A 25,300-nucleotide genomic window follows, 5' to 3' on the forward strand; every position below is an offset into this window, starting at 1 on the left:
TTATGGCCTGGCCCAAAGAATCGACAACAACAACACCCGGTATTGACTGAATCGATTGACTAATCACAATATTTAGCCTGCCTGGAAGAGGTTTGCCTATCGATTCATAAGTTTTTCTGCCCATGATAATAGGCTTACCCATGGTAATCGATTTAAAGTGCTGCAAGTCGGCTGGCAAATAGCAGAGTAATTGGTTGTTAATACCCAATCCTCCTGTTTCATCTATGGCTGCTATCAGGCTAATCAGAGACATTTCATTTTATCCTTGTTAAAGCCATATCTTTCGCCATCTTAACCGCCGCAAGCATACTCCCAGGGTTAGCTTTGTTCTTACCAGCTAATTCTAATGCTGTTCCATGATCTACAGAAGTACGAATTATCGGTAATCCTAGAGTTATATTTACTGCTTCATTAAATCCAGCATACTTTAAGACTGGCAGTCCTTGATCATGGTACATTGCCACATAAGCATCGCAGTGATTAATATTGTTTGTTATAAACATCGTATCTGCTGGTAACGGCCCTAGCACATCGATCCCTTGTTTTTTTAGAGTATTTAAGGCTGGAATAATAATTTCAATTTCTTCTCGACCTAAATATCCTGATTCTCCAGCATGCGGATTCAGACCAGCCACGTTGATTTTTGGATTTTGAATTCCAAAATCATGTTTTAATGAATGATGTAATTGTTGAATTACCTTTATGATATGCAAAGAGCTAATGGCATCAGGCACCATACGCAGAGGAAGATGCGTTGTGACTAATGCCACTTTCATTTGAGAACAGGCCAACATCATCACCACTGTTTCCACCTCAAAGAAATCAGCAAAAAACTCCGTGTGGCCAGTAAACGTAATACCGGCTGCATTAATGTTTGCCTTATGAACAGGCGCTGTCACTAATGCGGAAAACTCACCTTTGGAGCATAGCGAAGCCCCTAAAGTTAAAAGCTCCATAACATAAGACGCATTTTGCGGATTTAACTCACCACTGATGACCGGTGCAGCGCATGAAACAGGCCATACAGTTAAATATCCTGCTTTTTTTTCGAAGCTTTGGCGAGGGACGTACTCTAAAAATTTAATACTGAGATTTAACTCACTGGCTCTTGCCTCTAATAAAGACAGATCACCCAATATCACTACGGGAAAATCGGTTTCTGCCAAAGCCAGGCATAAGTCCGGGCCAATTCCAGCAGGCTCTCCACTACTAATAAGCAGTGGGTTCATGCTAAATCCTTATCAACTATATTAATATAAGCTTGAGAGCGCAAATGTTGTTGCCAGTTTTGTACTGCCTCTACAAACTTACGCTGTTGTAGAAATTGCCTGACCTGTTGCTTCTTAAAAGCTTCTGAATCATCCTTCTGTCTGCGTGCAATCACTTCAATGAGATGCCACCCGTATTGGGTTTTTACCGGTTTACTGACTTTATGTAATGGCAAACTGTTCATAGTTTTTTCAAACTCTGGAACTAATTCACCAGGATTAACCCATCCTAAATCACCGCCTTTCACTGCGCTGGCAGCATCGAGTGAATATTGTTTAGCCATAAGAGTAAAATCTTTGCCTGACTGTATTTGCCGGTAAATGTTATTAACTTGCTTAATTGCTTCAGTTGGCACCATGCTGGCATCAGGTTTAAGCAGTATATGTCTGACATGGGTTTGAGTGATCACATGACGCTGATTCTCGCCGCCAACAGCTACTAATTTGATCAAATGAAATCCATTTCCTGCTCTTATCGGACCGGCCACCTGACCTACTTTCATATGTACTACTTCCTTGGCAAATACCTCAGGCAGCTCAGCCAAATGACGCTCACCCAAATCACCACCTTCCAATGCAAACTCCCCACTCGATTCTTCTATTGCCAAACGGCTAAAGTCTTCACCTTTTTTAATTTTATTTAACAAGTTTTCTGCCTCGATTTTAGCTCTTTGAAGCTGTTTAGTCGTTGGTTCTTCGCTTAAAGGGATAACAATATTTTTTAAATGATAAGTCAAGTTAGAATTTTCTATGCGGCCTGAAGTTTTTAGGTATTGTTCCACCTGCTCATTAGTAACAATAATATCTTTACCTACTGCTTTTTGCTGAACCCTGGAAATCAGCATTTCTTTACGGATATTTTGTCTGTATTCTTGCCAGCTAATTCCTTGCTTTGTAATTTCATCGCGCATTTGCGATAAATTTAGATGATTTGAAGCAGCTATTTTTTCTATCGCTTCATCAATTTCAGCATTTTCAATAGTAATACCATTTTGTTTTGCCATTTGCATTTCCAGATCTACGTCTATTAAATGTTGCAATACTTGCTTACGTAATACAGACTCATCTGGCATTTGCATATTTTGAGCGATAATCTGCTTCTTAGATAACTCGACTTGAGCGTTCAATTCGCTGGAAGTAATGACATTATCATTTACTATAGCAACCACTTTATCTAACAGCTGCTTTCCTTCAGCGAAACATACTCCTGAAAACAAAGCGCATACCAATGCTATTCTTTTAAACATGCCATAATCCTCATTTACATTTTTCGGGCAATTTATGTTATTCTTTGTCAAAATACAAGCAAGTTTGCTTAATTTACACCATAATTCACAAAAAACAGATTAAAATATTTTCAACCTGTACTAACCTAAACACCTAAACCTGACTCGCTTTTATTGCGCCATTTATCTTTGGATTTTAACGGCGTCGGAAAGGGTCATAGTATCCTGGGATATAGGTATTCAATATACCGCTTGGATCACTGCTAGCTACTGATCCTAAGCCTTTTAGTAATATTTGCAAATAAATGTTGTTATTGTACCGAGGCTCAAATTCTTCATTTAAACTTCTAAAAGTTCGCCCTCCCAAAATACGCATGGCCCAGCAACAACTATCATATTGAACGCCAAGAAATGACATCATACTGTAATTTTTACTGATATTATAACTATAGGCTCCAATACCACTCCATTTTTCACTAAGCGGCCAGGCAGCGGATAAAATGGCTTGATGTAAGGCATTATTTTCAGTGTCATTATTTCTTACTTGAGTGACGTCACCATTAACTAAATAACTATACCCGCCATTGATGATAGCATTACGAGCTGGCTGATAGTGCAAATTCAAATCCGCATTATTTGTAGCCCTTGTTGCCGGATCCCAAATGTAATCCCCTGTTATTCCCCAAGCTGGATTAAATTTATATACCGCCCTTGACGCAACAGGCGATGTTCCAAAAGTAGAAGATAAGTTTCCAAAGGTATCTGGATTATCGGTACAAAACCCGGTAGGGCTTTGACAAAGTTGTACTCTTCTCTCACTGAAATATTTGATTTGGCCAATAGAAAAATTCGCTTTCTCAGCACCTGATTCATCTTCTAACCACCTTGTGGTAAGGGCATAACTTAGCTGATTTGCATCTCCAATTCTATCAAACCCTGAAAAGCGATTGGCTCTAAACAATTGATCGACATTAAAAATCATAAATCCTGAATCGTAAACTGGAATAAGTGTTTGGTTATAATATGGTACTCTTAAATAGAATAACCTAGGCTCTAAAGTTTGTATGTAATACGTACCATTAAGATGCAAATCTCGTTCGAAATACAATCCGCCATCAAGACTATAGCGAGGTATTGTCAGGTTATAATTAGCTCGAGATGTGCCCCAAGTATAATTTCTTGAAATATCGTAATAATTTTCCACAAATTGTACTGAGGGAGTAACATATCCCCAAGGCTTCATCATTGGCACTGATAAAATGGGATTCAAATGAAACCGGGGCCCCTGAGGCATATTATTAAGAGCTATATTCCAGGAGTCATTAGGCCAGTGAAACTGGTCGTATTGACCAAGGATGTTGAAATTGGCATTAAAAGGTAAATCATCATAATAACCTCGTGCCATGAGTTGCGGTAACCGTTCATAAACAGGTGAAACCGGGATTTCGTTAATTGGATGTAACGTTTGATAACTTTGTCCCATACCTCTGAAAGTCCAGTTTTCGGTAGTGTAGGTTAAATCAGCCTGGCGCAATAATTGTCTTTGAGTTACTGATGCCAAATTTGTACTGAAATCTTGCAAGTAATAATCATCAGAAACCTGTTGAAAATTAACATTTAATTGAAGATCAGAGAGAAATTGGGTTGAATCGACAAAATTTACTTCCCAACGATTCGTGGAAAGTCCTCGAACCTGAGGGAATTCTGCCTCATTGTCCTGTAAAAATCGGCCAAAGGCTTTATCTTTTGGTAAAAAATTTCCATTAAATGTTCCATTGCTCTTTGAAGTCAAATATCTAAATTGCCCTCCCAGCATCAAGCCGCGTTTTGTATAAAGGTGAGGAACGAGAGTCATGTCATAATTTGGCGCCATATTCCAATAATAAGGGATGCCCAAATCAGCTCCCCCTACATTGGAATAACCCACTATGGGCATCAGAAACCCCGATTTTCTATCTCTATTGGTAGGGAAACTTAAATAGGGGGTATAAAGCACCGGCCATTCGTGGATACGTAATTTGGCATTGCGAGCAATGCCCTTTCCTTTTTCGTTGTCTATGCTGATGGATTCGGCCTCGATAGCCCAAGCCTTATCTTGAGGCGCGCAAGTCGTGTAAGTTGCCTCTTTCAAGAAGTAGTCCTGATTTGCAAAACGCTTGATTAAACTTGCCCTACCCCAGGCAGGCAGCAATGCATTGCTTCTATTGGTATTAAATCGATAAAGAACATCTTCCACTTCACCCGATTTATCTTGAGGATACACAACTGCTTTTCTAGCGATCATCATTCTATCAGGTTCTAAATAACGTACATGATTCAAAAATTCAATTTTTGTTACTTCATTCGTTTTAGGATCCCTGTACACATAGGCTGTTTGAGCGTTAACTACTCTTTGGCCCTGCTGCATTTCTACATGCCCAGATAAAGTGGATCTTTGAGTACGATAGAAGGAAGCCGTATCTGCCAAAATACGTACTTCATCAGGACTAGATAACGGCGTCACCGTAATGGGTTTGTAAAAACCGAGACACAAAGGGGAACTTTGATCAGCTTGCCAACCCAAACATTGGGCAAATTTGGTTCTTATATCGTCTGTTAAATCAACTTCTCGCGCAATCACGCAAGCTTGAATAGGTTCATTTATCAAGGCAGCGGAGTAGGCTAACCCTTGATAATTTATCAAAGATAAAACACAAGCAGTTATCCCTATGGCCATTAAGACCCATTTCACTGAAAATAAAGATTCAAGCCATTTTTTAAATGGCCTTTTTAAATGGCAATAGAGTAAACCTCGCAATAAGGCGATAAATGAAATAAAACCGGATATAATTAGCTTTTTATAAAACCTCATGTTCACAGCTAACAAAATACCTTATTATTTGTGCGAGAATGAAATTACTCTTTATTAAGAAGGGAGTATATCAACCGCACTCTGTAAATAAAAACGGGAAGTATACCATGCATGAAAGAGAAAACGCACTGAAAGAGTGGTTAGCTCAAACGATTCAACAAAAAGACTTTGTCCTCCTTCCTTTAGCAGGAGATGCAAGTTTTAGAAGGTATTTTCGCATTCAATACAATGGATTATCTCAAGTAGTTATGGACGCTCCACCTGAAAAGGAAAATATTGAACCTTTCCTCCATATCGCTAACGTTCTTGATAAAGTTAAAATACCAGTCCCCGATATTCTGGCAATAAATAAAAGAGAAGGTTTCCTATTACTAAGTGATTTAGGGGATCAATTACTATTAAATAAGCTGAATCATGAAACAGTAGATAATTATTATAGCCAGGCAATGAATTTGCTATTACAAATTCAAAAATGTCCCACTGACGATCCTGAATTTCCCTTATTTGATAAGGGTTTCATGCTCAAAGAAATGAATTTATGTTTGGAATGGTTTTTGAAAGCCTATCTATCTCTTGATTTAAGACAAGACGAATTACAACTAATTCAGCATACCATCGAGTGGATCGCAAGTGAAGTAGCGACTCAACCAAGAGTTTTCATTCACAGGGACTATCATTCAAGAAATCTGATGCTAGTCAAAAATAAGGATAGCTGTTTAGCAACTATTGATTTTCAGGATGCTATGCTAGGTCCTGTTACCTATGATTTAGTTTCTTTACTCAAAGATTGTTATATTTCATGGCCGAGAGAAAAGGTTTTAGAATGGATAACCTATTTTCATGAAAAATGCCCCCACGCCAATATTTATTCTCTAACCGATTTTATTCGGGCCTTTGATCTATGTGGGTTACAAAGGCATTTAAAAGTGTTAGGTGTTTTTTGCCGTTTATATTTGCGTGATAATAAAGCAGGATATCTTAGGGATTTGCCTCTCACGTTAAAATATGCATTAGAATGCGCAGAAACATATGAAGAATTACACCCATTTTTTAATTTTCTGCAAAAACGGGTTTATTTACCATGAAAACCGCTATGATTCTTGCAGCAGGACGTGGAGAACGATTACGCCCTTTAACCGATAAAATTCCTAAAGCACTTTGTATGGTAAGAAACAAACCGTTAATTGAACACCATGTCATTAACCTGGCCAATGCCGGCTTTGAACGATTAATAATCAATCATGCCTACCTGGGCGGACAAATTCGCCAATATATAGGAAATGGAAAACAATGGGGCTTGAATGTTATCTATTCTCCAGAACCGCCTGGAGGCCTTGAAACAGGGGGAGGGATTGTGAACGCCTTGCCTTTGCTGGGCGAGGAGCCATTTTTAACAGTAAATGCCGACATTTATACTGATTTTGATTTTGCCAAGCTCCAACTCAAAAATATTGATACATTTCATCTGCTTTTAATTCCCAAAAATCCTTCTTTGCTTCATCATGGCGATTTTGGTTTAATCAATGGATCCCACTTAACCAATACAAATCAGGCTTACACTTTTTCAGGTATTGCCTACTATAACCCAAAGGTTTTTGCCAACTGCAGACAAGGAAGGTATTCTGTTACCCCTTTACTCAGAAAATATGTGGAACAAAATAGTGCCACTGGAAGTGTTCACTCAGGAATTTGGTATGACATAGGCTCTTTCGATAGACTGCAGGCAGCAAATCAGTTCACCTAAAAACCAAGATTGGTTTTTAGGTGAACCAGTATATTCCTATCTGATGGATTGAGTGGTTGGGGCTTCAGCACCGGATTCAATTTCTTGTCTGATTTCTTCTCGCTTGGTTTCCAATGCTTTGGGTTCTTGGTAGGTTCGTTGTGCCACATCCATGCTCACTCCTTTATCTGCAAAATATTTGGCGACTCCCTTTTCGCTATCGTTGATTAATTGTCTGATTTCCTCTGGATCTACTTTGGTTTGGTTGCCCGTGTTGTCTATTTTAACAACCGCACCTCCTGAAATAGCAAGACCATTCTTGGCAAGCCATCCTTCTAATAATCCATCCATCGTTTTGAGCTGATCTCCTTCTACCATTTTTCCATTGGAAGAAAATCCTCGCAATATTTTGGCATCGTCCCCAATAGCAACTTCGAGTTTTAATCCACTTGGCAACCCTTCCAAATGGCTTGCCAAAAATTCGGCTTTGTTTTCCTGCGTGTTTTGGTAATCTGAAGTTGGCCTTTCTTGGCCAGACCAAACTTGAGCAGAGGATAATAATTTGAATTTAACGAATTGAGCATATTCTTTTATTTTTTCCAGCATATCATTACATTCTGGTAATAACTTCGCTTTTGTTAAAATCTGCTCAAACCTTGTTGCCATATATTCAGCAGCTTCAATGGATGTTTCACCTACTTGCATCGCTTTTAATAAGGCATCTCTTGTGGGCAGTGTGTATTTTGGCATAACTTACTCTCAACAATGTATATTTGGTCCAGGAAATATAGTTTAATTATAGCAAACCAGCCTCATTTGGATTGATAGCTGGTTGGCAAATCGATGTTAAAAGTCTGTAAAAATCACTCCAAGGGAGATTTCATTTTTTCTATCACGGAATGCAATGCCTTCTTCTTCATGGAGTCGAAGGTAAATTCATCCACTAAAATGGCATCCCAACGTGCGTCTTCAACAGCAAGCAACTCTTCCATTTCCTGTTGTGACAACTGGCCAGATTCTACTTTTTCTTTTAACTTCCCTTTCAACTTACTCCACTTATAGCGCTTCAAATCACTCACTTTTTTGCTTAATCCATCCGCTTCAATAATAAGCTGTAAAGCATGTTCCATACGATCCACAGGCTGCTTCGAATCACCACTGAGAAAGACCGATTTTTTCAAACGGTCACGATAATGATTGTTGCCCGTCATCAAACGAGCCAACTGATGATCTAGTTTGTCTGAAGGATAACGCATGGTTTGCCCAAATGGAAACGCAACTACTCGGGCAATAAAACCTAAAAATTTGGAAGGGAAATTGTGACAAAGTGCAATCATGGATTTTTGCGCGTGGTAAAAACTATAGCTTACCGCCCATCTGGCATGCAATTGCTCATCAGGATGGTCTTGATTTAATTGCACATTTCGTAAAGCCGCCATTGCCATATAGAGATAAGACATGCCATCGGCCAATCTTGCAGATAATCGCTCCTTGCGCTTTAAATCACCTCCCAAATAAATTAAAGACAGATCAGCAAGCCAGGAATAGGCATAACTCAAACGTGCCAGTTTCTTATACTCTCTTTTCATTGAATTTTCGGGAACCGCAATAAACAAACCACTTGTCCATGCTGAACAGACTGTTTTAGCAAAATTCTGCATAAAATAATGGATATGCTTCCAAATTATCTCTCTAAATGCTTCTTTATTCTCACTGGAGATGGCGTAGAATTCATCACGAATAAACGGATGACAGGCCATAGATCCCTGCCCAAAAATCAATAAATTGCGAGACATAATATTAGCCCCTTCTACCGTAATAGAAATAGGAACACTTTGATATAAACTATTTAAGTAATTGCGTGGCCCAACAACAATGGCTCGTCCAGCATGAACATCCATAGAAGCATTCACAGTGATTCGTGCCAATTCCGTATTAAAATATTTGGTAATCGCCGAAGCTACAGAGGGTTTCTTATGCTCATTCACTGCAGCAACCGTTAACAACCGGGTAGAGTTGATCAAATAACTCAAACCCGCTATTTCTGCAAGTTTTTCCTCTACTCCTTCAAACTGAGCGATTTCTACATTAAATTGGCGACGAATTCTAGCAAAAGCACCTGTTGTTAAATAAGAAATAGAAGAAGAACCTGCTCCAAGTGCTGGCAGAGATATTGAGCGCCCTATAGATAAGCACTCAACCAGCATTTGCCAACCGGATCCCGCTTTCTTTTGACCACCAATGATGGTATCAATAGGCACAAAAATATCTTTGCCACGTAAAGTTCCATTCATAAAGGGCTGATCAGCTGGTAAATGCCTATTGCCAATTTCAAGATTTTCAGTATCTCTTGGAATCAGCAAGCAAGTTATGCCTTCCTCGCCTTCACCCTTCAAAAGCCCATCCGGATCTTTCAAGTTCACGGCCAATCCAATTAAAGTCGCAACAGGAGCTAAAGTAATCCACCGTTTATCCAAGGTGATATTTAAGCCAAGTACTGATTTTCCATCCATCTTCTTTTTAACTACAATGGCTTCTGACTGGATGGAGGTCGCATCACTTCCAGCCCCTGGCTCTGTCAATGCAAAACAGGGGATCTCAACACCTTTGGCAAGACGTGGAAGATAATATGCCTTTTGCTCATCGGTTCCATAATAATTTATTAACTCACCCGGGCCCAGGGAATTAGGAACCATTACCGTCACTGCCGCTACTCTTGAGCGAGTTGCAATTTTCATTACAATATCGGAATGGGCTCGAGCTGAGAATCCCTTGCCACCGAATTCCTTTGGTATCACTAATCCTAAAAATCCTTTCTCTTTAATGTAATTCCAAACCTTGGGAGATAAATCATATTCCTGGCTAATTTCCCATTCATCCAACATACTGCACAAAGTATGAGTTTCATTATCCAAAAAAGCTTGTTCTTCTGCTGTGAGCTCTGTAGAAACTGCTGATAATCTTTGCCAATCAGGTTTTCCTGTAAAAATATCTTGTTCCAGCCAGGTATCCCCCGCGTTTAAAGCTTCTTCTTCCGTTTTAGAGAGCTTGGGTACCGATTTTCCTGCAGTTTTATACAAATAATCGCCGATGAAAAGGCGTAATGGCTCCACTCGAACTACCAGCACGGCAGCTATAATAAAGAACCAAATGAATAAACCGATAATCCAGGGGAACCCAAAATAAAATGTTGCGGGAATGAGGTAGATTATGCTTCCAATTTCCCAAACCAATGGATTAATTCTTCTGGACAGTACTCCCAGAGTAAAAGCCAAATAAATTAAAAAGAACACAATAGCCATAAAATACCTTCCTTTGCTATTTTATTAATAGGTTTATAGAATAACCAGTATATACTTTTTACGCTTTATTTAGCGAGCAATAATCCTTTAAAAATTATAAGAAACATTTAAGTTAACCTTGCCAAAACAAATCAAATCATCTAGCGTAAGCAAAACAGAAAATGAAATACTAATAATGCAAAGACTGGTTTGGAACTTTGAATTTTCCTCTGAACAAACAACACCACTTACCACTTTAGGTCATGATGCTCAAGACAATCTAAAATGGGAAAAGCGCTATTTTTGGCCTACAGATCAAATCATCCGTTTAAATACTATTGACAGTTCGTTGCTTGATCTAGCCAACTATCAGAAAAAACATAAAGAAGACTATTATTATTTACTACCTGATTCTGATCATAATATAAAGCAAAGGCGTAATGAATTATTGTATAAACCTGTTATTAAGCAATCTGGCTCTGCACTAGGTTTTGGGCCTAAAGTTCATCTTGAAAACCCACAAACGCTCTCTTGCCATGACGATGCTGGGCAGTTAAATCGACAAGAACTATTGAAAAAAATAAAAGAAAAAGGAATCGTTGTTTTTGTTAAAAAAGAAGCCTTTGTTTTTAAATTACCCACAACGCCAACTGTCAAGCTTGAGCTTGCTCGTCTTGAAGTCAAGGATAAAGTGTATTTCAGTGCCTGTATTGAGGGGAGATCATTAAACCTGGTAGAAACCATCAGCGTCCTTTTACTCGGAACCCAACCTTCTTTTGAATACGTTACCTTCTTAAAAAAGACTTTAAAAATATGATAAAAACTTTCATTGAAATCATTTACAGTTTTGGGAAAATTGGCCTGATATCCCTAGGCGGCGGCAATTCCATGTTAAAATTATTAGAATATGAGGCGGTCACATACAGGCACTGGATAGGAAAAGAAGAATTTGTAGGTATGTTAGGTTCAAGTTTTTTATTCCCAGGATTAACGGGAATAAAACTGGCCGCACTAATAGGCTATAAGGCGGCCGGAGTAACTGGTTTAATTCTTGCGATCACCTGCCTGAATTTACCAGGATTAATCATGGCTCTTGTGGGATATCAGTGGCTTAATTCTCATAATGGTCCAATAACACGCAAAATTATGATCTCAGTCCAATACGGAGCATTGGCTTTGTTAGCGGCTGCTACATTTTCAGTAGTTCAAGGTGTTATTGACGTCTATTACTCTATTCCTATGGCTATTTGCTGTATTTTGTTTTTTCTTGCCTTGGCCTTTTGGAATCTATCACCCTTTTATGGTTTTTTAGCATTTATAGCCGTATGTTTTTTTGTGGTGCGTTAATATGAAAACAAACACTATCGCTTTTAATCCATTTTTTGAATAAAATTCAGGAAAACATTAATTTAAAGGAAAGTTATGAAAAGGATTTTTTTTGTTGTATTTTTGCTTTGTTTAGAAACCGCTTGCAATACAGCAAAAAATAATCCTCTCCCAGCACAATTGGCAGATAAGGCCTTAGTGCCTGGATTTAAAGAGGTACGCACTGAATTCACCCGCAGTGATGACCCAATAATTAAAAAGCAATCTCTTGAACGTGTAAAACAACTGGCTAAAGCTTACCCTGATACCATGTTCCATCAAAAAGGCTCTTTCAGCTTGCTGATTATTTCAGGTGGTGGCGATTATGGTGCTTTTGGTGCTGGATTACTGAATGGGTGGACAAAATCCGGTTCTCGGCCAACATTTACAACCGTGACAGGTATAAGTACTGGGGCATTAATAGCACCTTTAGCTTTTGCTGGACCCAAGTATGATGCTACATTAAAAAAAGTGTATACAACCATTACCACGAAGGATGTACTGAGTAATAAACCTGTATTATGGACTCTGTTAACAGGAGGCAGCGCCCTTAAAGGAACCAAACCATTACAAGACCTGATTGCTCGTCATGTCGATGAAAAATTGCTTGATGACATTGCCAAAGGCTATTATCAAGGACGGCGGCTTTATATAGGGACATCCAATCTTTACTCTCGAAAACTGGTGGTATGGGATATGACCCGCATCGCGGCAAGCAAAAACCCCGAGAGAGTTCAGTTATTTCGAAAAATTCTACTTGCTTCTGCCAGCATTCCCGTGGTCATGCCGCCTGTTTATTTTGATGTCATGGCCAACGGAAAACCCTACACAGAAATGCACGTCGATGGCTCAACAACGTTTGCGGTCTTTTTAAGTCGTCTTGGTTCTGATATCAAAACCGCGAAAAAACATTTCAAATTAAAACAAAAACCAAACGTTAAAATTTATGTAATACGCAATAACCAGAATCAATTCCATTACAAAGTAATCAAGCCCAAGTTATTGGTAATTGGCAAGCGAGCGATAGAAAGTGTCACGGCATCCCAGGGGGCTGCCGATGTTATTTTTATCTATCTTTGTGCTCTTATAGAGGGAGTTGATTTTAATTTAGCCAATGTTCCAAATGAGTTTGATTCGAACTCGGAGGAATTGTTTGATACTCAAAGAATGAATCAGTTATATCAAATTGGTTATTCCAAAGCGGTAAAAGGTTACCCCTGGCAAAAAATCCCTCCAGATGTAAGGGCTTTGCATGGTGACTAAATTGCCTATGAACATGAAATGAAAATACCTGGAGTTCCTCATGGATACTACTCTGGATAACCCAGATTATTATATTAATAGAGAATTTTCTGCTGTTGCGTTTAATCAGAGAGTACTCATGCTTGCTAATGATGAACGCGTACCCTTATTGGAAAGAATGAGATTTCTCAGTATCTGCAGCAGTAATCTTGATGAATTTTTTGAAATTCGGGTAGCCGGGTTGAAAGAAAAAATTGCCATGTCGTCAGGCAAGCTAACCATAGATGGATTACGGGCTGATGAAGCATTCAGCCAAATAAGCCATAAGGCTCATGCTTTAATCGATCAGCTTTACAATATTTTTAACAAACAACTACTTCCGGCATTGCGCAAAGAAAATATCCATTTTCTTGAGACAGATCAATGGACTGATGACATTCATTTATGGGCAAAGCATTACTTTAAACATGAAATTCTACCTGTTATAAGCCCTATTGCTCTGGATTTGGCCCATCCTCTTCCAAGGCTTATCAATAAAAGTTTAAATTTTATCATTTCATTGAGTGGGAAAGATGCTTTTGATAGAAATATCAATTACGCCGTAGTACATGCTCCCCGCTCGATTCCACGCATGATACATTTGCCTTCTGAGCTTTGTGGGGATGCCCATTACTTTGTTTATTTGTCTTCCATTATTAAAACGCATATTAATAGCTTATTTCCAGGGATGGAAATAAGCGGGTGTTATTCATTTCGGTTGACGCGAAATAGTGATTTATTTTTAAGAGAAGAAGAAATTGACGATTTGGCTAAAGCGGTGCAAAGAGAGATATTTTCCCGTCATTATGGCCATGTCGTGAGATTGGAAATTGAAAACAAATGCCCTGAAAAAATTGTTGACTTCCTCCTGCAGAAATATCATTTGCGACATGAAGACACCTATTATTGTGATGGGCCCGTTAATTTACAACGATATATGAGTGCTATTAACAGCATCGATAGACCTGATCTGAATTATCCCGCTTTTACCCCACAGTATCCCAAGTTCTCCAAATCACAACGTAATTTATTTAATATTCTCGACGAACAAGACATTTTATTACATCACCCCTATCAAGCATTTGATTTAGTCATTGATTTTGTCAGACAAGCTGCTTCAGACCCTAATGTACTGGCAATTAATCAAACGCTTTACAGAACCCACTCTGAATCAGTGATGGTCGATGCGCTGGTTAACGCCGCCCATTCAGGGAAAGAAGTAACCGCTGTCATTGAGCTAAGAGCCCGTTTTGACGAGGAATCCAACTTAAAATTGGCTAACAAACTCCATGCTGCGGGGATCCTGGTACTCTACGGAGTAGTAGGCTATAAAACTCACGCGAAAATGACGCTGGTAGTTCGAAGAACGCATGGTAAATTAAAACGATATGTGCACCTAAGCACAGGAAACTATCATGAACAAACAGCCAAGAGATACACCGATTTGGGATTATTAACTAGTGAACACACTATTACTTCTGACGCCCAGCTCATTTTTCAACAATTAACCGGTCTTGGAAAGGTTGTTAAGTTAAAAGCCTTGAGCCATTCGCCATTTACCTTACAAAAAACTCTTTTACAATTCATCGAACAATCCAGTACTGCTGCTGCGGGAGGCATTGATACTGAAATCATCCTGAAAGTGAATGGATTAACTGATAAAGTGATGATTCAAGCATTATATAAGGCATCACAGGCAGGCGTTAAAATTAATCTTCTTGTACGTGGGGTATGTTGTTTAAAACCAGGATTGCCTGGTGTGTCTGAGAACATCAGAGTCTTGTCTTTTATTGGCAGATTCCTCGAACATCACAGAGTGTTTTATTTTCGCATCAACGAAGAAGAACACTATTTTTGCTCCAGTGCCGATCTGATGGAAAGAAATTTATACAATCGTATTGAAATCATGTTCCCCATTTATGATGAGGGATGTAAAAAAAGAATAAAAAACGAAATCATTAAAAACTATCTTAAAGATAATAATAATGTTTGGGAAATGCAAAGTGACGGGACTTACAAGCACCTCATGCAAAACGGCGGCTGTGCTCAGGAAAAGCTGATTGCGCTTTATGAGGAAGAGGACAAATCGATTTAGTCAGAAAAACATGGCTATTGAATAAAACCATAAATAGTCAGGACATATCAAGCTCTTTAAATCAGCAAGGTTTTACTGGATCTTCCCGGCTCTTCTCGTGCGAGGCGAGGCAATAAATATCCTGGCACAAGGGATTGTAATTGATGGTAAATTGACTGAGCCCTAGGAAGCGGCATATCGAAATGTGCCGAGCCTTTTACTTTATCGAGCAAATGCAAGTAGTAAGGCATGATCCCGTAATCAAAAAGAGCATGACTTAACTTGGATAAAATCCCTGCATCATCATTAATCCCGGCTAATAAAACAGATTGATTCAGTAAATAACATGCTGCTTTCTTCAAATCAGAGCACGCCCGTAATACACTCTCATCCAACTCTTGCGGATGATTACAATGGACAACAATCACTTTCTTAAATCGCGTATTTGTTAATAAATCAAGTAATCCTTTGTCAATACGCTCCGGTAAAACAATAGGAATTCTTGTATGAATTCTTAAAGTATGTACATGAGAAATTTCTTCCAAAGATTGGAGTAATTCTTCCAAAACCAAATTGGCAGCGAGCAATGGATCGCCACCACTTAAAATAACTTCAGTAATACTGGGATCATTTGCGATGTAGGCACACACCTCTTTCCATCCCCGGCGGCCCGGATTATTCACTTGATAAGGAAAATGTCTTCTAAAGCAATAACGACAATTCACAGCGCAAACACCGGTTAAAGTTAATAAAACACGCCCGTGATATTTATGTAACATACCTTTAATAAGGGTATTACTTTCACTCAGGGGATCGATAACATAATCATCTGCTTCAGTAAGCTCATCTTCTTTTGCAAGAACCTGTAAAAGCAAGGGATCTTTGGGATTCCCTTTTTGCATTCGCTTAGCAAAACCTAAAGGAATACGGCTTGGAAATTGTTTTTCCGCGAATAGGTTTCCTTCAGATCTCGGCAATTCCAGAAAATCTAATAAATCAGTCGTTGAAGTAAATCCTTGTGCCAAAATTTTTTGCCAACTCAAAGAGGTATCTCGCATTAAAGTTACAGACTTGATAAACTGTGCGAACTTTAGCGAAAATACAGCAAAATCTCAACTATGGAGCAGAAATGGCAGTCTATAGCACAAATGAATTTAAAAACGGCTTAAAAGTAATGGTTGATGATGCTCCGTGCAGCATTCTTGACTGTGAATTTGTAAAACCTGGAAAAGGTCAAGCATTCACCCGTGTTAAAATTCGCAATCTAAAAACCGGGCGCGTTGTGGAACGTACCTTTAAATCTGGGGACACCTTACCCTCTGCTGATGTGGCTGACGTAGAAATGCAGTATCTATATAATGATGGGGAGTATTGGCATTTTATGGTTCCAGATACGTTTGAACAATATGCCGTGACTGAAAACGTATTAGCCGATGCAGCACAATGGCTAAAGGAACAGGACGTTTGTGTACTTACTCTATGGAATAATGAACCTATACAGGTCACGCCACCCAATTTTGTCATTTTGGCAATCACCGAAACAGATCCTGGATTAAAAGGAGACACTTCTGGCGGAGGCGGAAAGCCAGCTACATTGGAAACAGGTGCCGTTGTTCGTGTACCATTGTTTGTTCAAACTGGCGAACTGATTAAGGTAGACACGCGCAAAGGCGAATATGTGTCTCGCGCTAAAGAGTAATTATCAACAGAAATAGCCTTCATTTGATTTGAAGGCTTGCATTCTCCCCGGAAATTAGAAATCGTAATCTCCTCCCCAATATCCATAAGGACCTACAAAAGAAGGTGACGAATAGTAGTTGTTACCCCAATAAGGGCGATTGCTATAATATCCAACCGAATAAACGTAGTCATTGCTATAACCTGAATCGTAAGAAACATCATCAACAGCCACGCCATCAACCGCACATCCAGTTAGCAGCAACAATGATGCACCAGCAGTGACCTCAACAATTAACTTGTTCATAATTGCTTCCTGGCAAAATAGTTGTTCTTTAATTATAAGATAGTATTATTAATTGCTCAAATTGTTATTTATTTTAAACAGAAAGTGTCAGGATTGACTTTAGCCGGATTTACGCAAAACCATAAGGGGCATTAAAAAATTTTTTAATGAGAGAGCTTAATTAAACCAAATGACTGAATTAAAAACATTTTTAACTAAGCTATTGTGGGTTTGTCTATGATCTGTTCGACTTAACTCATTCTTTGATAAGAAAAAAAATTAGTTTATACAGATAATAGAAAAGAGTTTAGGTACAGGCAACGACTTCCCGGTTTCTGAGCCGCAACTGAAAGACACTGTGGAGATTTATGTAGAGCTTCAGGTTTCCTACCCTTTGTAGGCTTACACACCACCCTCCAAAACGACCTCCTAATCTGGCACTACTTACTGGTTCAGCCAGGATCAGTCATCACCTATATTTTAAATAATAGACTAACAGCCCTATTTTTGGCAAATTTTTGCGCAATTATTCGCCTGATTATCTGCCTTTCCTTGACAAATGATTTGCAGAAGCCTGAACTGTTGGCATAATAATCATTTGCTCAATATCGACATGCAGAGGTCTTGTGGCGCAATACAAAGCAGCATCAGCAACATCTTCGGCCATAAGCGGTTGAAAATCCTTATAGAAATCTATAGCTCGCTGTTTGTCTTTCCAGCGAACCTCGCTAAACTCTGTCTCAACAGCACCTGGTGCAATTTCAGTCACTCGAACTGCACTTCCTAACATATCCAATCGCATGGACTTTGATATCGCATGAACAGCATGCTTGGTGGCGGAGTAAACATTTCCATTAGGATAACACTCATGACCTGCTATAGAACCGATATTAATCACGTGCCCACTATTCCTTTCTAACATCCCTGGGAGAATTAACCGGCTAATATAAAGCAATCCTTTAATATTGGTATCTATCATGGTGTCCCAATGCTCCAATATTCCTTGATGCAAAGGCAAAGTGTCCAGAGCCAAACCCGCATTATTGATTAACACATCAATAGAGTTCCACTGACCGGGCAACGATTCGATTTGTTGTCTCACCAAATCTTTCTTACAGACATCCAGAGGAATAATATAATGTTCTTGATTATTATGATGTTTTAACTCGCTGGATAATTCATGTAAACGTTCAACTCGTCGTGCCGCCAAGATGAGTCGTGCTCCTTGTGCAGCAAAAAGTCGGGCGCAAGCCCGTCCAATGCCGCTGGACGCACCTGTTATCATTACAATTTTATTGTTTAAAAAATTCATCCTCTCCCCTATCATTATCAAGTACAGTATATTTGCCGTTAAATTGAACCAAAACATGAACAAAAACAACAGCAATAGAGTTCATTACAATCAAGATGAGCGCCCCATCAAATTCGATGAAACTCTGTGGGGACAGAAATCACAGGATCCTCTCCAAGATCAGAAGCCATACTCGATGATTGCATCAATTGATTTGCCAACTTAACTTCACTGAAACCCGATATCCCTACCCCTAAAGCATTTACAAATTGGATTGTAAATTCAGTAGAGTCTTCATCATAGACCTCTGTATTGGTAAAACAAGTCCAGTCGGAACGTATTCCAAAATACTCATTCCTTTTCATGTTTGCAAAACAATAATCTTTCAAATCTCCCACAAAATTTAACCAGGGGTCACACACGATATCGTTATCAATGATTAAAAAGGCATGGTTGGAAATGGTGATGATAGAAATTGGAATGCAAGTGGAAAAATTAGATAGCTTATCCTCAATCAATCGCGTCAATAAACGTTGAAATGCTAAAAAAGTTTGCTGCATACAATTTCCTGATTGCAGATCATCGATAATTTTTGCGCATTTTAAAAGACGCTCCAACAAACTGATTTTGGTGTTACTCAAGATCTTATCGCATTCTGTTTGACATAGATAAACCAAAGGCGCAAAAAATTTATTTTCTTTTTTTTGATTGGGGATATTACACGCTTTTATGTTGCCATGAATGTAGTCGACAATCTCCAGTGCTGCTTTCTTAATTCGTTCTTTGCTCATCAATGTTCCAATTATAACCATAGGTGGTTTTTCTTTTGTTATCTATTATAACTTTTTTAAATCAAAAATCGCTTACAATTTGACAAAAACACATCCCGTTAGGTCAACTTAAATGCAAAAATTAATGTTATCTTAATAATTAACTTATAAAATAGCAGTCTCAGTGAACCAGGCTCTGTTTTTACAGCAGTCCAACTCATTATCATCAGCGGTTCAACTTGTCATATCGTAATTAACTATTATAAAGAGAGTGTAACATGTTCACAAAATCCTGTGCCAAAGCGACTGATCAAAATAGACAGGAATTATTTATGAATGGTCTTTTAGGTGATTTTCAAAAAATGAAAGAAAAAGCACTTAATCAGCAACAAGAAAAACGCTCCAAAAAAAGAGAACTTCACTGCAAATCTTCTGAAAAAACAAAAAAGCCGAATCAGTATGCCGCCCTGACTCATTCTCAAATTCAGGAAGTTAAAGCAAAAGCCCGGACAGTTAATGATAAATTCCATCTCAATGCTGAAGAAAAAAAACTCTGGGAGCTGATTCTGCTTGGCAATCAATTGGCACAAAACATCAGTTCCTGTGATTTACCCACCGATAATGAAGACGATGCTTCACTGGTTAAGCTAACTCAAATTTTCGCTGATGAAACTCTGGAAAGGACTGATTTGACCTGGCTAAATAAAATTCTGAAGATAGCTCTGTATAGCAGAGGCTCCGGTTTTGGTAATTGCCAGGAAAAAGCTTTTTTTGCTTTTGCACTTCTGTTACACCAGGCGCAAAAACCAGAAAGCTTAATTGACTCCCTTCGATTAGCGACCTTTAATAACCATTTTATATTAATAGTCAATGAACGGTTTTTAATGGATCCCTGGTTGAATTTGGCCTTCCCCTTATCAAAGGGTAATCAACAACTGGAAATAGGTTATGTTTTTGAAGGATTCGGCCGACTTATCAATTATTTTTCAATCAATCAGGAAGGTCAATGTTTTACCCATGCAGTGCGGGAAGGAGTCACTACAGAGCGTGACCCATCATCTGAAAAAGACATGGCAAACTGTATTCATTCGCTACTTGATCACAGGGATTATTTTGATCTATCAATCGTTTCGGAGAGAGAAATTCATAACAATACAAAAAGAAGAAAATATGAGACTCAGGAACAAGAAGTGCCTCAACCTAGACAAGAAACATCCAATCAGCCTACAGAAACAGTATATACAGACTCAAACCATAACACTTGGGATATCGAAGGAGCCGCAGACGATTTTCTAGAGCATTTTGAGCAAACACACCCTGTCTACAATCCAGGTTTCTTTTCATTTGGCCAAGACGATGTTGGTTTACAACCAGACCTTCCAAAGAATTTATTTAAATTTTAAATCATCCACTGTTTACCCCTTTTCCCTGAGCTGCCGCTGTCTTTAAAGGCAGCGGCTACTTTGAATGAAAACAGAAAGACATAAGACAGCATAAGCGACGAGGAATCAAACCAATTCTACTGCTTGGTCAGTTCCTGTAGTAGTATTACCCGCACTATAAGAATGAGAACCAACCCCGGCTAAGCGGCCTTGAGACACGATCAGATATTCCTCCCTAATTGGTTTGTTCCCTAACCAACACTCTAATATTTCTCTGACTCCCGCCGCATATCGCGCTTGCGCGGACAGGGTAGTTCCTGATGTATGTGGTGTCATGGCGTGATTTGGCATCGATCGCCAAGGATGGTTTTTGGCTGGGGGTTGTGGAAACCAAACGTCTCCAGCATAACCAGCCAAATGCCCAGATTCCAGAGCATCAGCTACAGCACGCTGATCGCATATTTTTCCACGGGCGGTATTAATTAAATAAGAGCCTCGTTTCATCTGTTTTATTAATCGCTCATCAAAAAGATATTCTGTTTCCGGATGCAATGGACAATGAATCGATACCACATCACAAACTTTCACCATGGATTCGACAGAAGGGTGATAGGTCAAATTCAGTTCCTGCTCCAACTGTACTGGTAGTCTATGTCTGTCTGTGTAATGCAGTTTTACAGCAAATGGCTTTAAACGTCTTAAAACAGCTAATCCAATTCGGCCTGCAGCAACACACCCCACCTGCATGCCTTCCAAATCATAAGAACGACTGACGCAATCCGCAATATTCCACCCGCCATCAATTACCGTGTTGTATTGTGGAATAAAATCCCGCACCAAGGCTAAAATCATCATCACGGTATGCTCAGCAACACTGATGCTGTTACAATAAGTAACCTCACAAACGGTGATATTATGCTCCATGGCCGCTTGCAAATCGACATGATCTGAACCGATACCTGCGGTGATAGCGAGCTTAAGCTTGGGTGCACTTTCAATACGATCACGAGTTAAATAAGCGGGCCAAAAAGGTTGGGAAATGACGACAGTAGCTTCTTTTAGCTCCCTGGCAAATACTGAATCAGAGCCATCCTTATCAGAGGTAACTACCAATTGATGCCCATTGCTTTCAAGAAATTGTCTTAGTCCCAATTCACCACTCACAGAACCTAACATTTCACCTGGAATAAAATCAATCGAATCAGGAGTAGGTAAGCTTTGACCATCAGGATATTGTTTCAATTCTGGAATGGATTCTCTTGCATAGTTTGGAGGAAATCCCCCCTTAGGATCATCATAAAGCACACAAACAATTTTTTGCTGACTCTGGCTGAACATACCTGACTCCTTTTCATAGTTTGAAGTAAAAACATCCTGATTTTTTTACAGCACTCACTATACTTGATTTAAGTCATTCATCTCAATAAAAATACTATTCATAAAAGAATTCATGAGCTATTTTAGGGACTGCCCATGATGTATCATGAACAATGATGACTGAACAATTATGGAATAAATAACCATCTCAAAAGAAAGGAATAAGTATGTCAGAACGTGAGTGGCCAGCCAATGACTATGCCATTGGATCTTATATTCAATCGACTGTAGCTGAAGAATATTTATCGTACCTGAAAACAAATCCCACTGATAAAATATTGGATATTGGCTGCGGTAACGGCGCTTTTACAAAAAACATTCTCCTGCAAGTGCCTCAAGGCTCTGTATTAGGCATAGACGCTTCAGAGAATATGCTACATTTAGCCCAAGACATGAGTAAAAAATTCCCTAATTTTTCAGTCCAAAAAGCGGATGTACTCACTATGACATTCAACTCACAGTTTGATTATGTCGTCTCTTTTTGGTGCTTGCAATGGGCATGCGCCAATATTCAAAAAGCATTTTTTAATATCATTAACGCATTGAAAACCAGAGGAAAATTTCTCACTCTTTTTCCAGCAGGAGACGATCCGTTTATCATGAGTTATTATGCTTTAAGAAAATCAGGACAATTTCCATCTTTGCATAATTTTATCCCTCCCGTGGATTATTCTCACTTAAACAACCTCGAAAAAAAACTGGAGTCACTCACCTGCCGTGATCTTAATGTAAAACTATGCCAACAATCCATTACCCTGCCATCCCTGGATACTTTCAGGAAATTTGTCAATGGCATTGCTTTTTATCAAGGACAATTGCCCAATGAAGAGATAAAGCAAATCAACGAAGCGATGGTTTGTTATTACGATAGCGAATGCCAAACAAAGTATCATGGTGAATACCAATTCAATTTCACTATCTATCTGGTAACTGGCGAAAAATAAAAGAGGTAACAAATAAAAAAAAATCCGTTCTACGACTATAGATCTCCAGATAAAATGGGGGAGCGATGCACTTAAAGCGAACTTTATCATTAACACTGCTAGCCTTTTATGGGCTTGGAACTATATTGGGCGCGGGAATTTATGCTCTTGTTGGTGAGGTCGCAAAAGAAGCGGCACAATTTACCCCTCTATCATTCTTAATCGCATCCATCATCGCTCTTTTTACTGCCATTTCTTATGCAGAATTAAGCTCAAGGTTACCTCATAGCGCAGGTTCTGCTCTTTACGTGCGTAGGGCATTCCATCAAAAATGGCTATCTGGCCTAATAGGCTGGATCGTAGTCTTAACAGGTATTATTTCAGCAGCCACCCTATCCCATGGTTTTGTAAAATATTTTCAATTGTTTTTTCCATTACCACCCTCTCTCATCATCACCATATTAACCGTCATTTTAGCTGGGGTTGCTATTTGGGGTATTCGTGAATCAGCGACTGTTATCCTGTTCATGACGCTCATGGAGGTGGGCGGATTATTGATGATTATTTATTACGGTCGTTATTCATTTGCTTCTATCGACATCAAATCCTTCTCTTTTCCTCATTCTTTTGATGGGGTGCTTATTGGAGCTTTTATTGCTTTTTATGCTTTTATTGGTTTTGAAGATATGGTTAATACCGCAGAAGAAACAATAAATCCTGAAAAAACACTTCCAAAAGCTATTTTTCTTGCTTTAATATCCGCAACCATTTTATATATTGCAGTCGCCTGGGTTATCGTCTTGACCATACCATCGAATACTTTAGCCAAAACGGACATGCCCCTTATTGAAATTATTAAGCTTCAAGGACAATCTCCCCTGCTGTTTTCAATCATTGCATTAATTTCTATTACCAATGGAATTCTGGTGCAAATTATTATGGCTTCACGGCTTATTTATGGTATGGCCAATCAACAAAATGCCCCCCAAATATTCTCTTCTGTCTATTCCAAAACTCAAACACCAGTCCACTCGACCTTACTGGTATTTCTTATGATTTTACTCTTTGCCTATGCTCTCCCTATTACTACCCTGGCCAAATTAACCAGCAGTATCATATTGTGTATTTTTATCATCATTCATGCCTCACTAATTAAAATCAAACTGACAGAAAAAAAACCAACAACCGCCGTTTCTTTCCCTATTGTTTTCCCGATGATTTCGATTTTATTAACCCTGGCCTTTTTAGTCATACAGTTTTTTTTAAATTAGATTATTTCTCATAAATTTTTAACCCGGTGTCATATAAAATTTAGGAATCAAGAGAGTGATTGTCTGTTTTCAATTGGCTGCTCATCTCTGCCTGTATCCTCGTTTAAAATGCCGCGTGATTCCTCGACCCCTGCTTAGAAAATTATGATCATCTGCCATCCTTGTTTAGAAAGCGCTTAGCACCGCTATGCTATACTTCTTGTAAAAAGGCAAGCATTCTATGGATATTAGAGACATCAAATCCTTTCTCGCTGTCGTCGAATACCATTCTCTCACATTAGCAGCTAAAAAATTGCATGTCACTCAATCAGCCATGAGCAAACGCATTCGAAAAATAGAGGACGAGTTAAATGTACGGTTGATAATTAGTGAAGGCTCAAGGTTAATTTTTACCGAAGCAGCCAAGCAGCTTATCCCTTATGCCAGGCAAATGCTTTCCGCACATCAAAATATGGTTCATACCCTGAAAAACTCGCAACAATTCACGCAAAGCATCATCATAGGGGCTTCCGTGTATGTGTCTCACTACGTATTGCCAGGCTTTTTTAAATACTTAAAGGAAACCCATCCGACCATTCAAGCGCATCTGAAAACCATTAGTGAAAAGGAAGTCGAGTATATTCTGAACCACGGCACAGTTGATCTGGTAATCTGCCCAACGCGGGAAATATCTGAAAAGTTATTGGGCAATTGTTTGCTCTGGGAGGAAAAACTGAATTTGGTTGTAGCAGCAAATCATGAGCTTGCCCATAGAACATCAGAGCTTTCACTCTCAGAACTTTCAGAGTACCCGGCCATCTTAACTGAGAAAGGAGCAGCATTGCGTGACAAGCTTGATACCCTATTTGAAAAAAATCAACTGGTACTAATCCTGGGTTTTGAAATGAGTACTATCGATGCCATAAAATCTCTAGTAGAGTACGGTTTAGGCTGGAGCTATCTGCCTGATTGTTTACTGTCAGAAAAATTAAAAATCTTAAAAATAAAAGACTTTGAACTAACAATCTCATTTCATGCTTTTTATCTGAAAAAAAGAATCAGTGACCGCTTGATTAATGAGCTACTAAGCGACTTTAAAAAATGGCAAAATTGAGATAATTCACAAGCATGAATCCAGGATGAAAATAACCGCCTTCATCAAAATCGAAATAATAGACCGTTGTTAATTTATGTTTTTACGATACTGGCATTACAATAGACAGAACCTCCTCTTCATTGATCCTTTTGAACATATACTATAATTAATCATAAGAT

General features: G+C 38.9%; 22 protein-coding genes (1 of these 22 running past the window's edge). 11 read left to right on the top strand and 11 right to left on the bottom strand.

The window, feature by feature from the left end:
• From OQI99_RS10350 to OQI99_RS10365, 4 genes are all read right to left on the bottom strand, one after another.
• Positions 1–253, bottom strand: partial view of a dihydrofolate reductase gene (locus OQI99_RS10350; RefSeq protein ID WP_061514604.1) — the 5' portion only. 239 nt of this gene lie to the left of the window's left edge; only the first 253 of its 492 coding nucleotides appear in the window; the start codon lies at positions 251–253; the stop codon falls past the left edge of the window.
• A 1-nt stretch (position 254) separates the two neighbouring features.
• A complete protein-coding gene (pdxA, locus tag OQI99_RS10355; RefSeq protein WP_265731857.1) occupies positions 255–1,229 on the bottom strand; it encodes a 4-hydroxythreonine-4-phosphate dehydrogenase PdxA in 975 nt (324 codons plus the stop codon).
• Positions 1,226–2,515 (bottom strand): peptidylprolyl isomerase, encoded by a 1,290-nt coding sequence (locus OQI99_RS10360; protein WP_265731858.1) that lies wholly within the window; start codon positions 2,513–2,515, stop codon positions 1,226–1,228. The genes pdxA and OQI99_RS10360 overlap by 4 nt, the downstream gene beginning before the upstream one ends.
• Positions 2,516–2,690: 175 nt before the next feature.
• The gene (locus OQI99_RS10365) at positions 2,691–5,210 is read right to left on the bottom strand and encodes an LPS-assembly protein LptD (protein ID WP_265732365.1); all 2,520 of its coding nucleotides are present in this window, start codon (positions 5,208–5,210) and stop codon (positions 2,691–2,693) included.
• A gap of 242 nt (positions 5,211–5,452) precedes the next feature.
• On the opposite strand from OQI99_RS10365, the gene OQI99_RS10370 reads away from it, so the two are divergent.
• Together OQI99_RS10370 and murU are read left to right on the top strand one after the other, a co-directional pair.
• Positions 5,453–6,430: an aminoglycoside phosphotransferase family protein gene (locus OQI99_RS10370; protein WP_265731859.1), complete on the top strand. Its 978-nt coding sequence runs from the start codon at positions 5,453–5,455 to the stop codon at positions 6,428–6,430.
• Positions 6,427–7,089 carry an N-acetylmuramate alpha-1-phosphate uridylyltransferase MurU gene (murU, locus tag OQI99_RS10375; RefSeq protein WP_265731860.1) on the top strand — a complete coding sequence of 221 codons (663 nt, stop codon included), beginning with the start codon at positions 6,427–6,429 and terminating at the stop codon, positions 7,087–7,089. The genes OQI99_RS10370 and murU overlap by 4 nt, the downstream gene beginning before the upstream one ends.
• Before the next feature lie 36 nt (positions 7,090–7,125).
• On the opposite strand, the gene OQI99_RS10380 is transcribed toward murU, so the two are convergent.
• Together OQI99_RS10380 and OQI99_RS10385 are read right to left on the bottom strand one after the other, a co-directional pair.
• Positions 7,126–7,818 carry a lpg0294 family Dot/Icm T4SS effector gene (locus OQI99_RS10380; protein WP_061514599.1) on the bottom strand — a complete coding sequence of 231 codons (693 nt, stop codon included), beginning with the start codon at positions 7,816–7,818 and terminating at the stop codon, positions 7,126–7,128.
• 113 nt (positions 7,819–7,931) lie between these two features.
• Positions 7,932–10,370 (bottom strand): acyl-CoA dehydrogenase, encoded by a 2,439-nt coding sequence (locus tag OQI99_RS10385; RefSeq protein ID WP_265731861.1) that lies wholly within the window; start codon positions 10,368–10,370, stop codon positions 7,932–7,934.
• A 175-nt stretch (positions 10,371–10,545) separates the two neighbouring features.
• On the opposite strand from OQI99_RS10385, the gene OQI99_RS10390 reads away from it, so the two are divergent.
• The 4 genes from OQI99_RS10390 to ppk1 all read left to right on the top strand — a co-directional run bounded on the left by OQI99_RS10390 (position 10,546) and on the right by ppk1 (position 15,090).
• Positions 10,546–11,166: a hypothetical protein gene (locus OQI99_RS10390; RefSeq protein ID WP_265731862.1), complete on the top strand. Its 621-nt coding sequence runs from the start codon at positions 10,546–10,548 to the stop codon at positions 11,164–11,166.
• On the top strand, positions 11,163–11,696 hold the full coding sequence (locus OQI99_RS10395; RefSeq protein WP_061514596.1) for a chromate transporter: 534 nt from the start codon (positions 11,163–11,165) through the stop codon (positions 11,694–11,696). Before OQI99_RS10390 ends, OQI99_RS10395 begins: the two co-directional genes overlap by 4 nt.
• 75 nt (positions 11,697–11,771) lie before the next feature.
• Entirely contained in the window at positions 11,772–12,977 is a 1,206-nt protein-coding gene (locus OQI99_RS10400; RefSeq protein WP_265731863.1) for a patatin-like phospholipase family protein, read from the top strand.
• A 40-nt stretch (positions 12,978–13,017) separates the two neighbouring features.
• Complete coding sequence (gene ppk1 / locus OQI99_RS10405) at positions 13,018–15,090, top strand: polyphosphate kinase 1 (protein ID WP_195911940.1); 2,073 nt, start codon at positions 13,018–13,020, stop codon at positions 15,088–15,090.
• A 56-nt stretch (positions 15,091–15,146) separates the two neighbouring features.
• Here ppk1 and epmB read toward each other — a convergent pair whose 3' ends face one another.
• Positions 15,147–16,127: an EF-P beta-lysylation protein EpmB gene (gene epmB / locus OQI99_RS10410; RefSeq protein WP_061514593.1), complete on the bottom strand. Its 981-nt coding sequence runs from the start codon at positions 16,125–16,127 to the stop codon at positions 15,147–15,149.
• 71 nt (positions 16,128–16,198) lie between these two features.
• Here epmB and efp point away from each other — a divergent pair, with 71 nt between their 5' ends.
• Positions 16,199–16,768, top strand: coding sequence for an elongation factor P (gene efp / locus OQI99_RS10415; protein ID WP_061514592.1), 570 nt, complete (start codon positions 16,199–16,201; stop codon positions 16,766–16,768).
• 54 nt (positions 16,769–16,822) lie between these two features.
• On the opposite strand, the gene OQI99_RS10420 is transcribed toward efp, so the two are convergent.
• The 3 genes from OQI99_RS10420 to lem2 form a co-directional block, all read right to left on the bottom strand.
• Positions 16,823–17,053, bottom strand: coding sequence for a hypothetical protein (locus OQI99_RS10420; RefSeq protein WP_265731864.1), 231 nt, complete (start codon positions 17,051–17,053; stop codon positions 16,823–16,825).
• Between the two features lie 517 nt (positions 17,054–17,570).
• The gene (locus OQI99_RS10425) at positions 17,571–18,344 is read right to left on the bottom strand and encodes an SDR family NAD(P)-dependent oxidoreductase (RefSeq protein ID WP_265731865.1); all 774 of its coding nucleotides are present in this window, start codon (positions 18,342–18,344) and stop codon (positions 17,571–17,573) included.
• Positions 18,345–18,451: 107 nt separating this feature from the next.
• Positions 18,452–19,135, bottom strand: a complete 684-nt coding sequence (gene lem2 / locus OQI99_RS10430) for a Dot/Icm T4SS effector Lem2 (protein WP_265731866.1) — start codon at positions 19,133–19,135, stop codon at positions 18,452–18,454.
• Between the two features lie 236 nt (positions 19,136–19,371).
• On the opposite strand from lem2, the gene ceg10 reads away from it, so the two are divergent.
• Positions 19,372–20,496 carry a Dot/Icm T4SS effector Ceg10 gene (gene ceg10, locus OQI99_RS10435; protein WP_265731867.1) on the top strand — a complete coding sequence of 375 codons (1,125 nt, stop codon included), beginning with the start codon at positions 19,372–19,374 and terminating at the stop codon, positions 20,494–20,496.
• Between the two features lie 105 nt (positions 20,497–20,601).
• Here the strand turns inward: ceg10 and OQI99_RS10440 are convergent, their stop codons facing one another.
• Entirely contained in the window at positions 20,602–21,813 is a 1,212-nt protein-coding gene (locus tag OQI99_RS10440; protein ID WP_265731868.1) for an NAD-dependent formate dehydrogenase, read from the bottom strand.
• 206 nt (positions 21,814–22,019) lie between these two features.
• On the opposite strand from OQI99_RS10440, the gene OQI99_RS10445 reads away from it, so the two are divergent.
• The 3 genes from OQI99_RS10445 (at position 22,020) to OQI99_RS10455 (ending at position 25,139) form a co-directional block, all read left to right on the top strand.
• A complete protein-coding gene (locus OQI99_RS10445) occupies positions 22,020–22,796 on the top strand; it encodes a class I SAM-dependent methyltransferase (RefSeq protein ID WP_265731869.1) in 777 nt (258 codons plus the stop codon).
• A 65-nt stretch (positions 22,797–22,861) separates the two neighbouring features.
• The gene (locus tag OQI99_RS10450; protein WP_265731870.1) at positions 22,862–24,046 is read left to right on the top strand and encodes an APC family permease; all 1,185 of its coding nucleotides are present in this window, start codon (positions 22,862–22,864) and stop codon (positions 24,044–24,046) included.
• Positions 24,047–24,266: 220 nt separating this feature from the next.
• On the top strand, positions 24,267–25,139 hold the full coding sequence (locus OQI99_RS10455) for a LysR family transcriptional regulator (RefSeq protein WP_265731871.1): 873 nt from the start codon (positions 24,267–24,269) through the stop codon (positions 25,137–25,139).
• The last annotated feature ends 161 nt before the right edge of the window (positions 25,140–25,300 follow it).

Origin of the sequence: Legionella sp. PATHC039, assembly GCF_026191275.1 — a bacterium.
In the GTDB taxonomy this organism is placed as follows: Bacteria; Pseudomonadota; Gammaproteobacteria; order Legionellales; family Legionellaceae; genus Legionella; species Legionella pneumophila.

What these genes read in the sequence shown, in the direction of transcription:
- OQI99_RS10420 (WP_265731864.1), bottom strand. Translation starts at nt 17,053, where the DNA reads ATGAACAAGTTAATTGTTGAGGTCACTGCTGGTGCATCATTGTTGCTG.
- OQI99_RS10450 (WP_265731870.1), top strand. Translation starts at nt 22,862, where the DNA reads ATGCACTTAAAGCGAACTTTATCATTAACACTGCTAGCCTTTTATGGG.
- epmB (WP_061514593.1), bottom strand. Translation starts at nt 16,127, where the DNA reads ATGCGAGATACCTCTTTGAGTTGGCAAAAAATTTTGGCACAAGGATTT.
- OQI99_RS10445 (WP_265731869.1), top strand. Translation starts at nt 22,020, where the DNA reads ATGTCAGAACGTGAGTGGCCAGCCAATGACTATGCCATTGGATCTTAT.
- OQI99_RS10395 (WP_061514596.1), top strand. Translation starts at nt 11,163, where the DNA reads ATGATAAAAACTTTCATTGAAATCATTTACAGTTTTGGGAAAATTGGC.
- OQI99_RS10425 (WP_265731865.1), bottom strand. Translation starts at nt 18,344, where the DNA reads ATGAATTTTTTAAACAATAAAATTGTAATGATAACAGGTGCGTCCAGC.
- ppk1 (WP_195911940.1), top strand. Translation starts at nt 13,018, where the DNA reads ATGGATACTACTCTGGATAACCCAGATTATTATATTAATAGAGAATTT.
- pdxA (WP_265731857.1), bottom strand. Translation starts at nt 1,229, where the DNA reads ATGAACCCACTGCTTATTAGTAGTGGAGAGCCTGCTGGAATTGGCCCG.
- OQI99_RS10390 (WP_265731862.1), top strand. Translation starts at nt 10,546, where the DNA reads ATGCAAAGACTGGTTTGGAACTTTGAATTTTCCTCTGAACAAACAACA.
- ceg10 (WP_265731867.1), top strand. Translation starts at nt 19,372, where the DNA reads ATGTTCACAAAATCCTGTGCCAAAGCGACTGATCAAAATAGACAGGAA.
- OQI99_RS10365 (WP_265732365.1), bottom strand. Translation starts at nt 5,210, where the DNA reads ATGGCCATAGGGATAACTGCTTGTGTTTTATCTTTGATAAATTATCAA.
- OQI99_RS10380 (WP_061514599.1), bottom strand. Translation starts at nt 7,818, where the DNA reads ATGCCAAAATACACACTGCCCACAAGAGATGCCTTATTAAAAGCGATG.
- murU (WP_265731860.1), top strand. Translation starts at nt 6,427, where the DNA reads ATGAAAACCGCTATGATTCTTGCAGCAGGACGTGGAGAACGATTACGC.
- OQI99_RS10370 (WP_265731859.1), top strand. Translation starts at nt 5,453, where the DNA reads ATGCATGAAAGAGAAAACGCACTGAAAGAGTGGTTAGCTCAAACGATT.
- OQI99_RS10360 (WP_265731858.1), bottom strand. Translation starts at nt 2,515, where the DNA reads ATGTTTAAAAGAATAGCATTGGTATGCGCTTTGTTTTCAGGAGTATGT.
- OQI99_RS10400 (WP_265731863.1), top strand. Translation starts at nt 11,772, where the DNA reads ATGAAAAGGATTTTTTTTGTTGTATTTTTGCTTTGTTTAGAAACCGCT.
- lem2 (WP_265731866.1), bottom strand. Translation starts at nt 19,135, where the DNA reads ATGGTTATAATTGGAACATTGATGAGCAAAGAACGAATTAAGAAAGCA.
- OQI99_RS10385 (WP_265731861.1), bottom strand. Translation starts at nt 10,370, where the DNA reads ATGGCTATTGTGTTCTTTTTAATTTATTTGGCTTTTACTCTGGGAGTA.
- OQI99_RS10440 (WP_265731868.1), bottom strand. Translation starts at nt 21,813, where the DNA reads ATGTTCAGCCAGAGTCAGCAAAAAATTGTTTGTGTGCTTTATGATGAT.
- efp (WP_061514592.1), top strand. Translation starts at nt 16,199, where the DNA reads ATGGCAGTCTATAGCACAAATGAATTTAAAAACGGCTTAAAAGTAATG.
- OQI99_RS10455 (WP_265731871.1), top strand. Translation starts at nt 24,267, where the DNA reads ATGGATATTAGAGACATCAAATCCTTTCTCGCTGTCGTCGAATACCAT.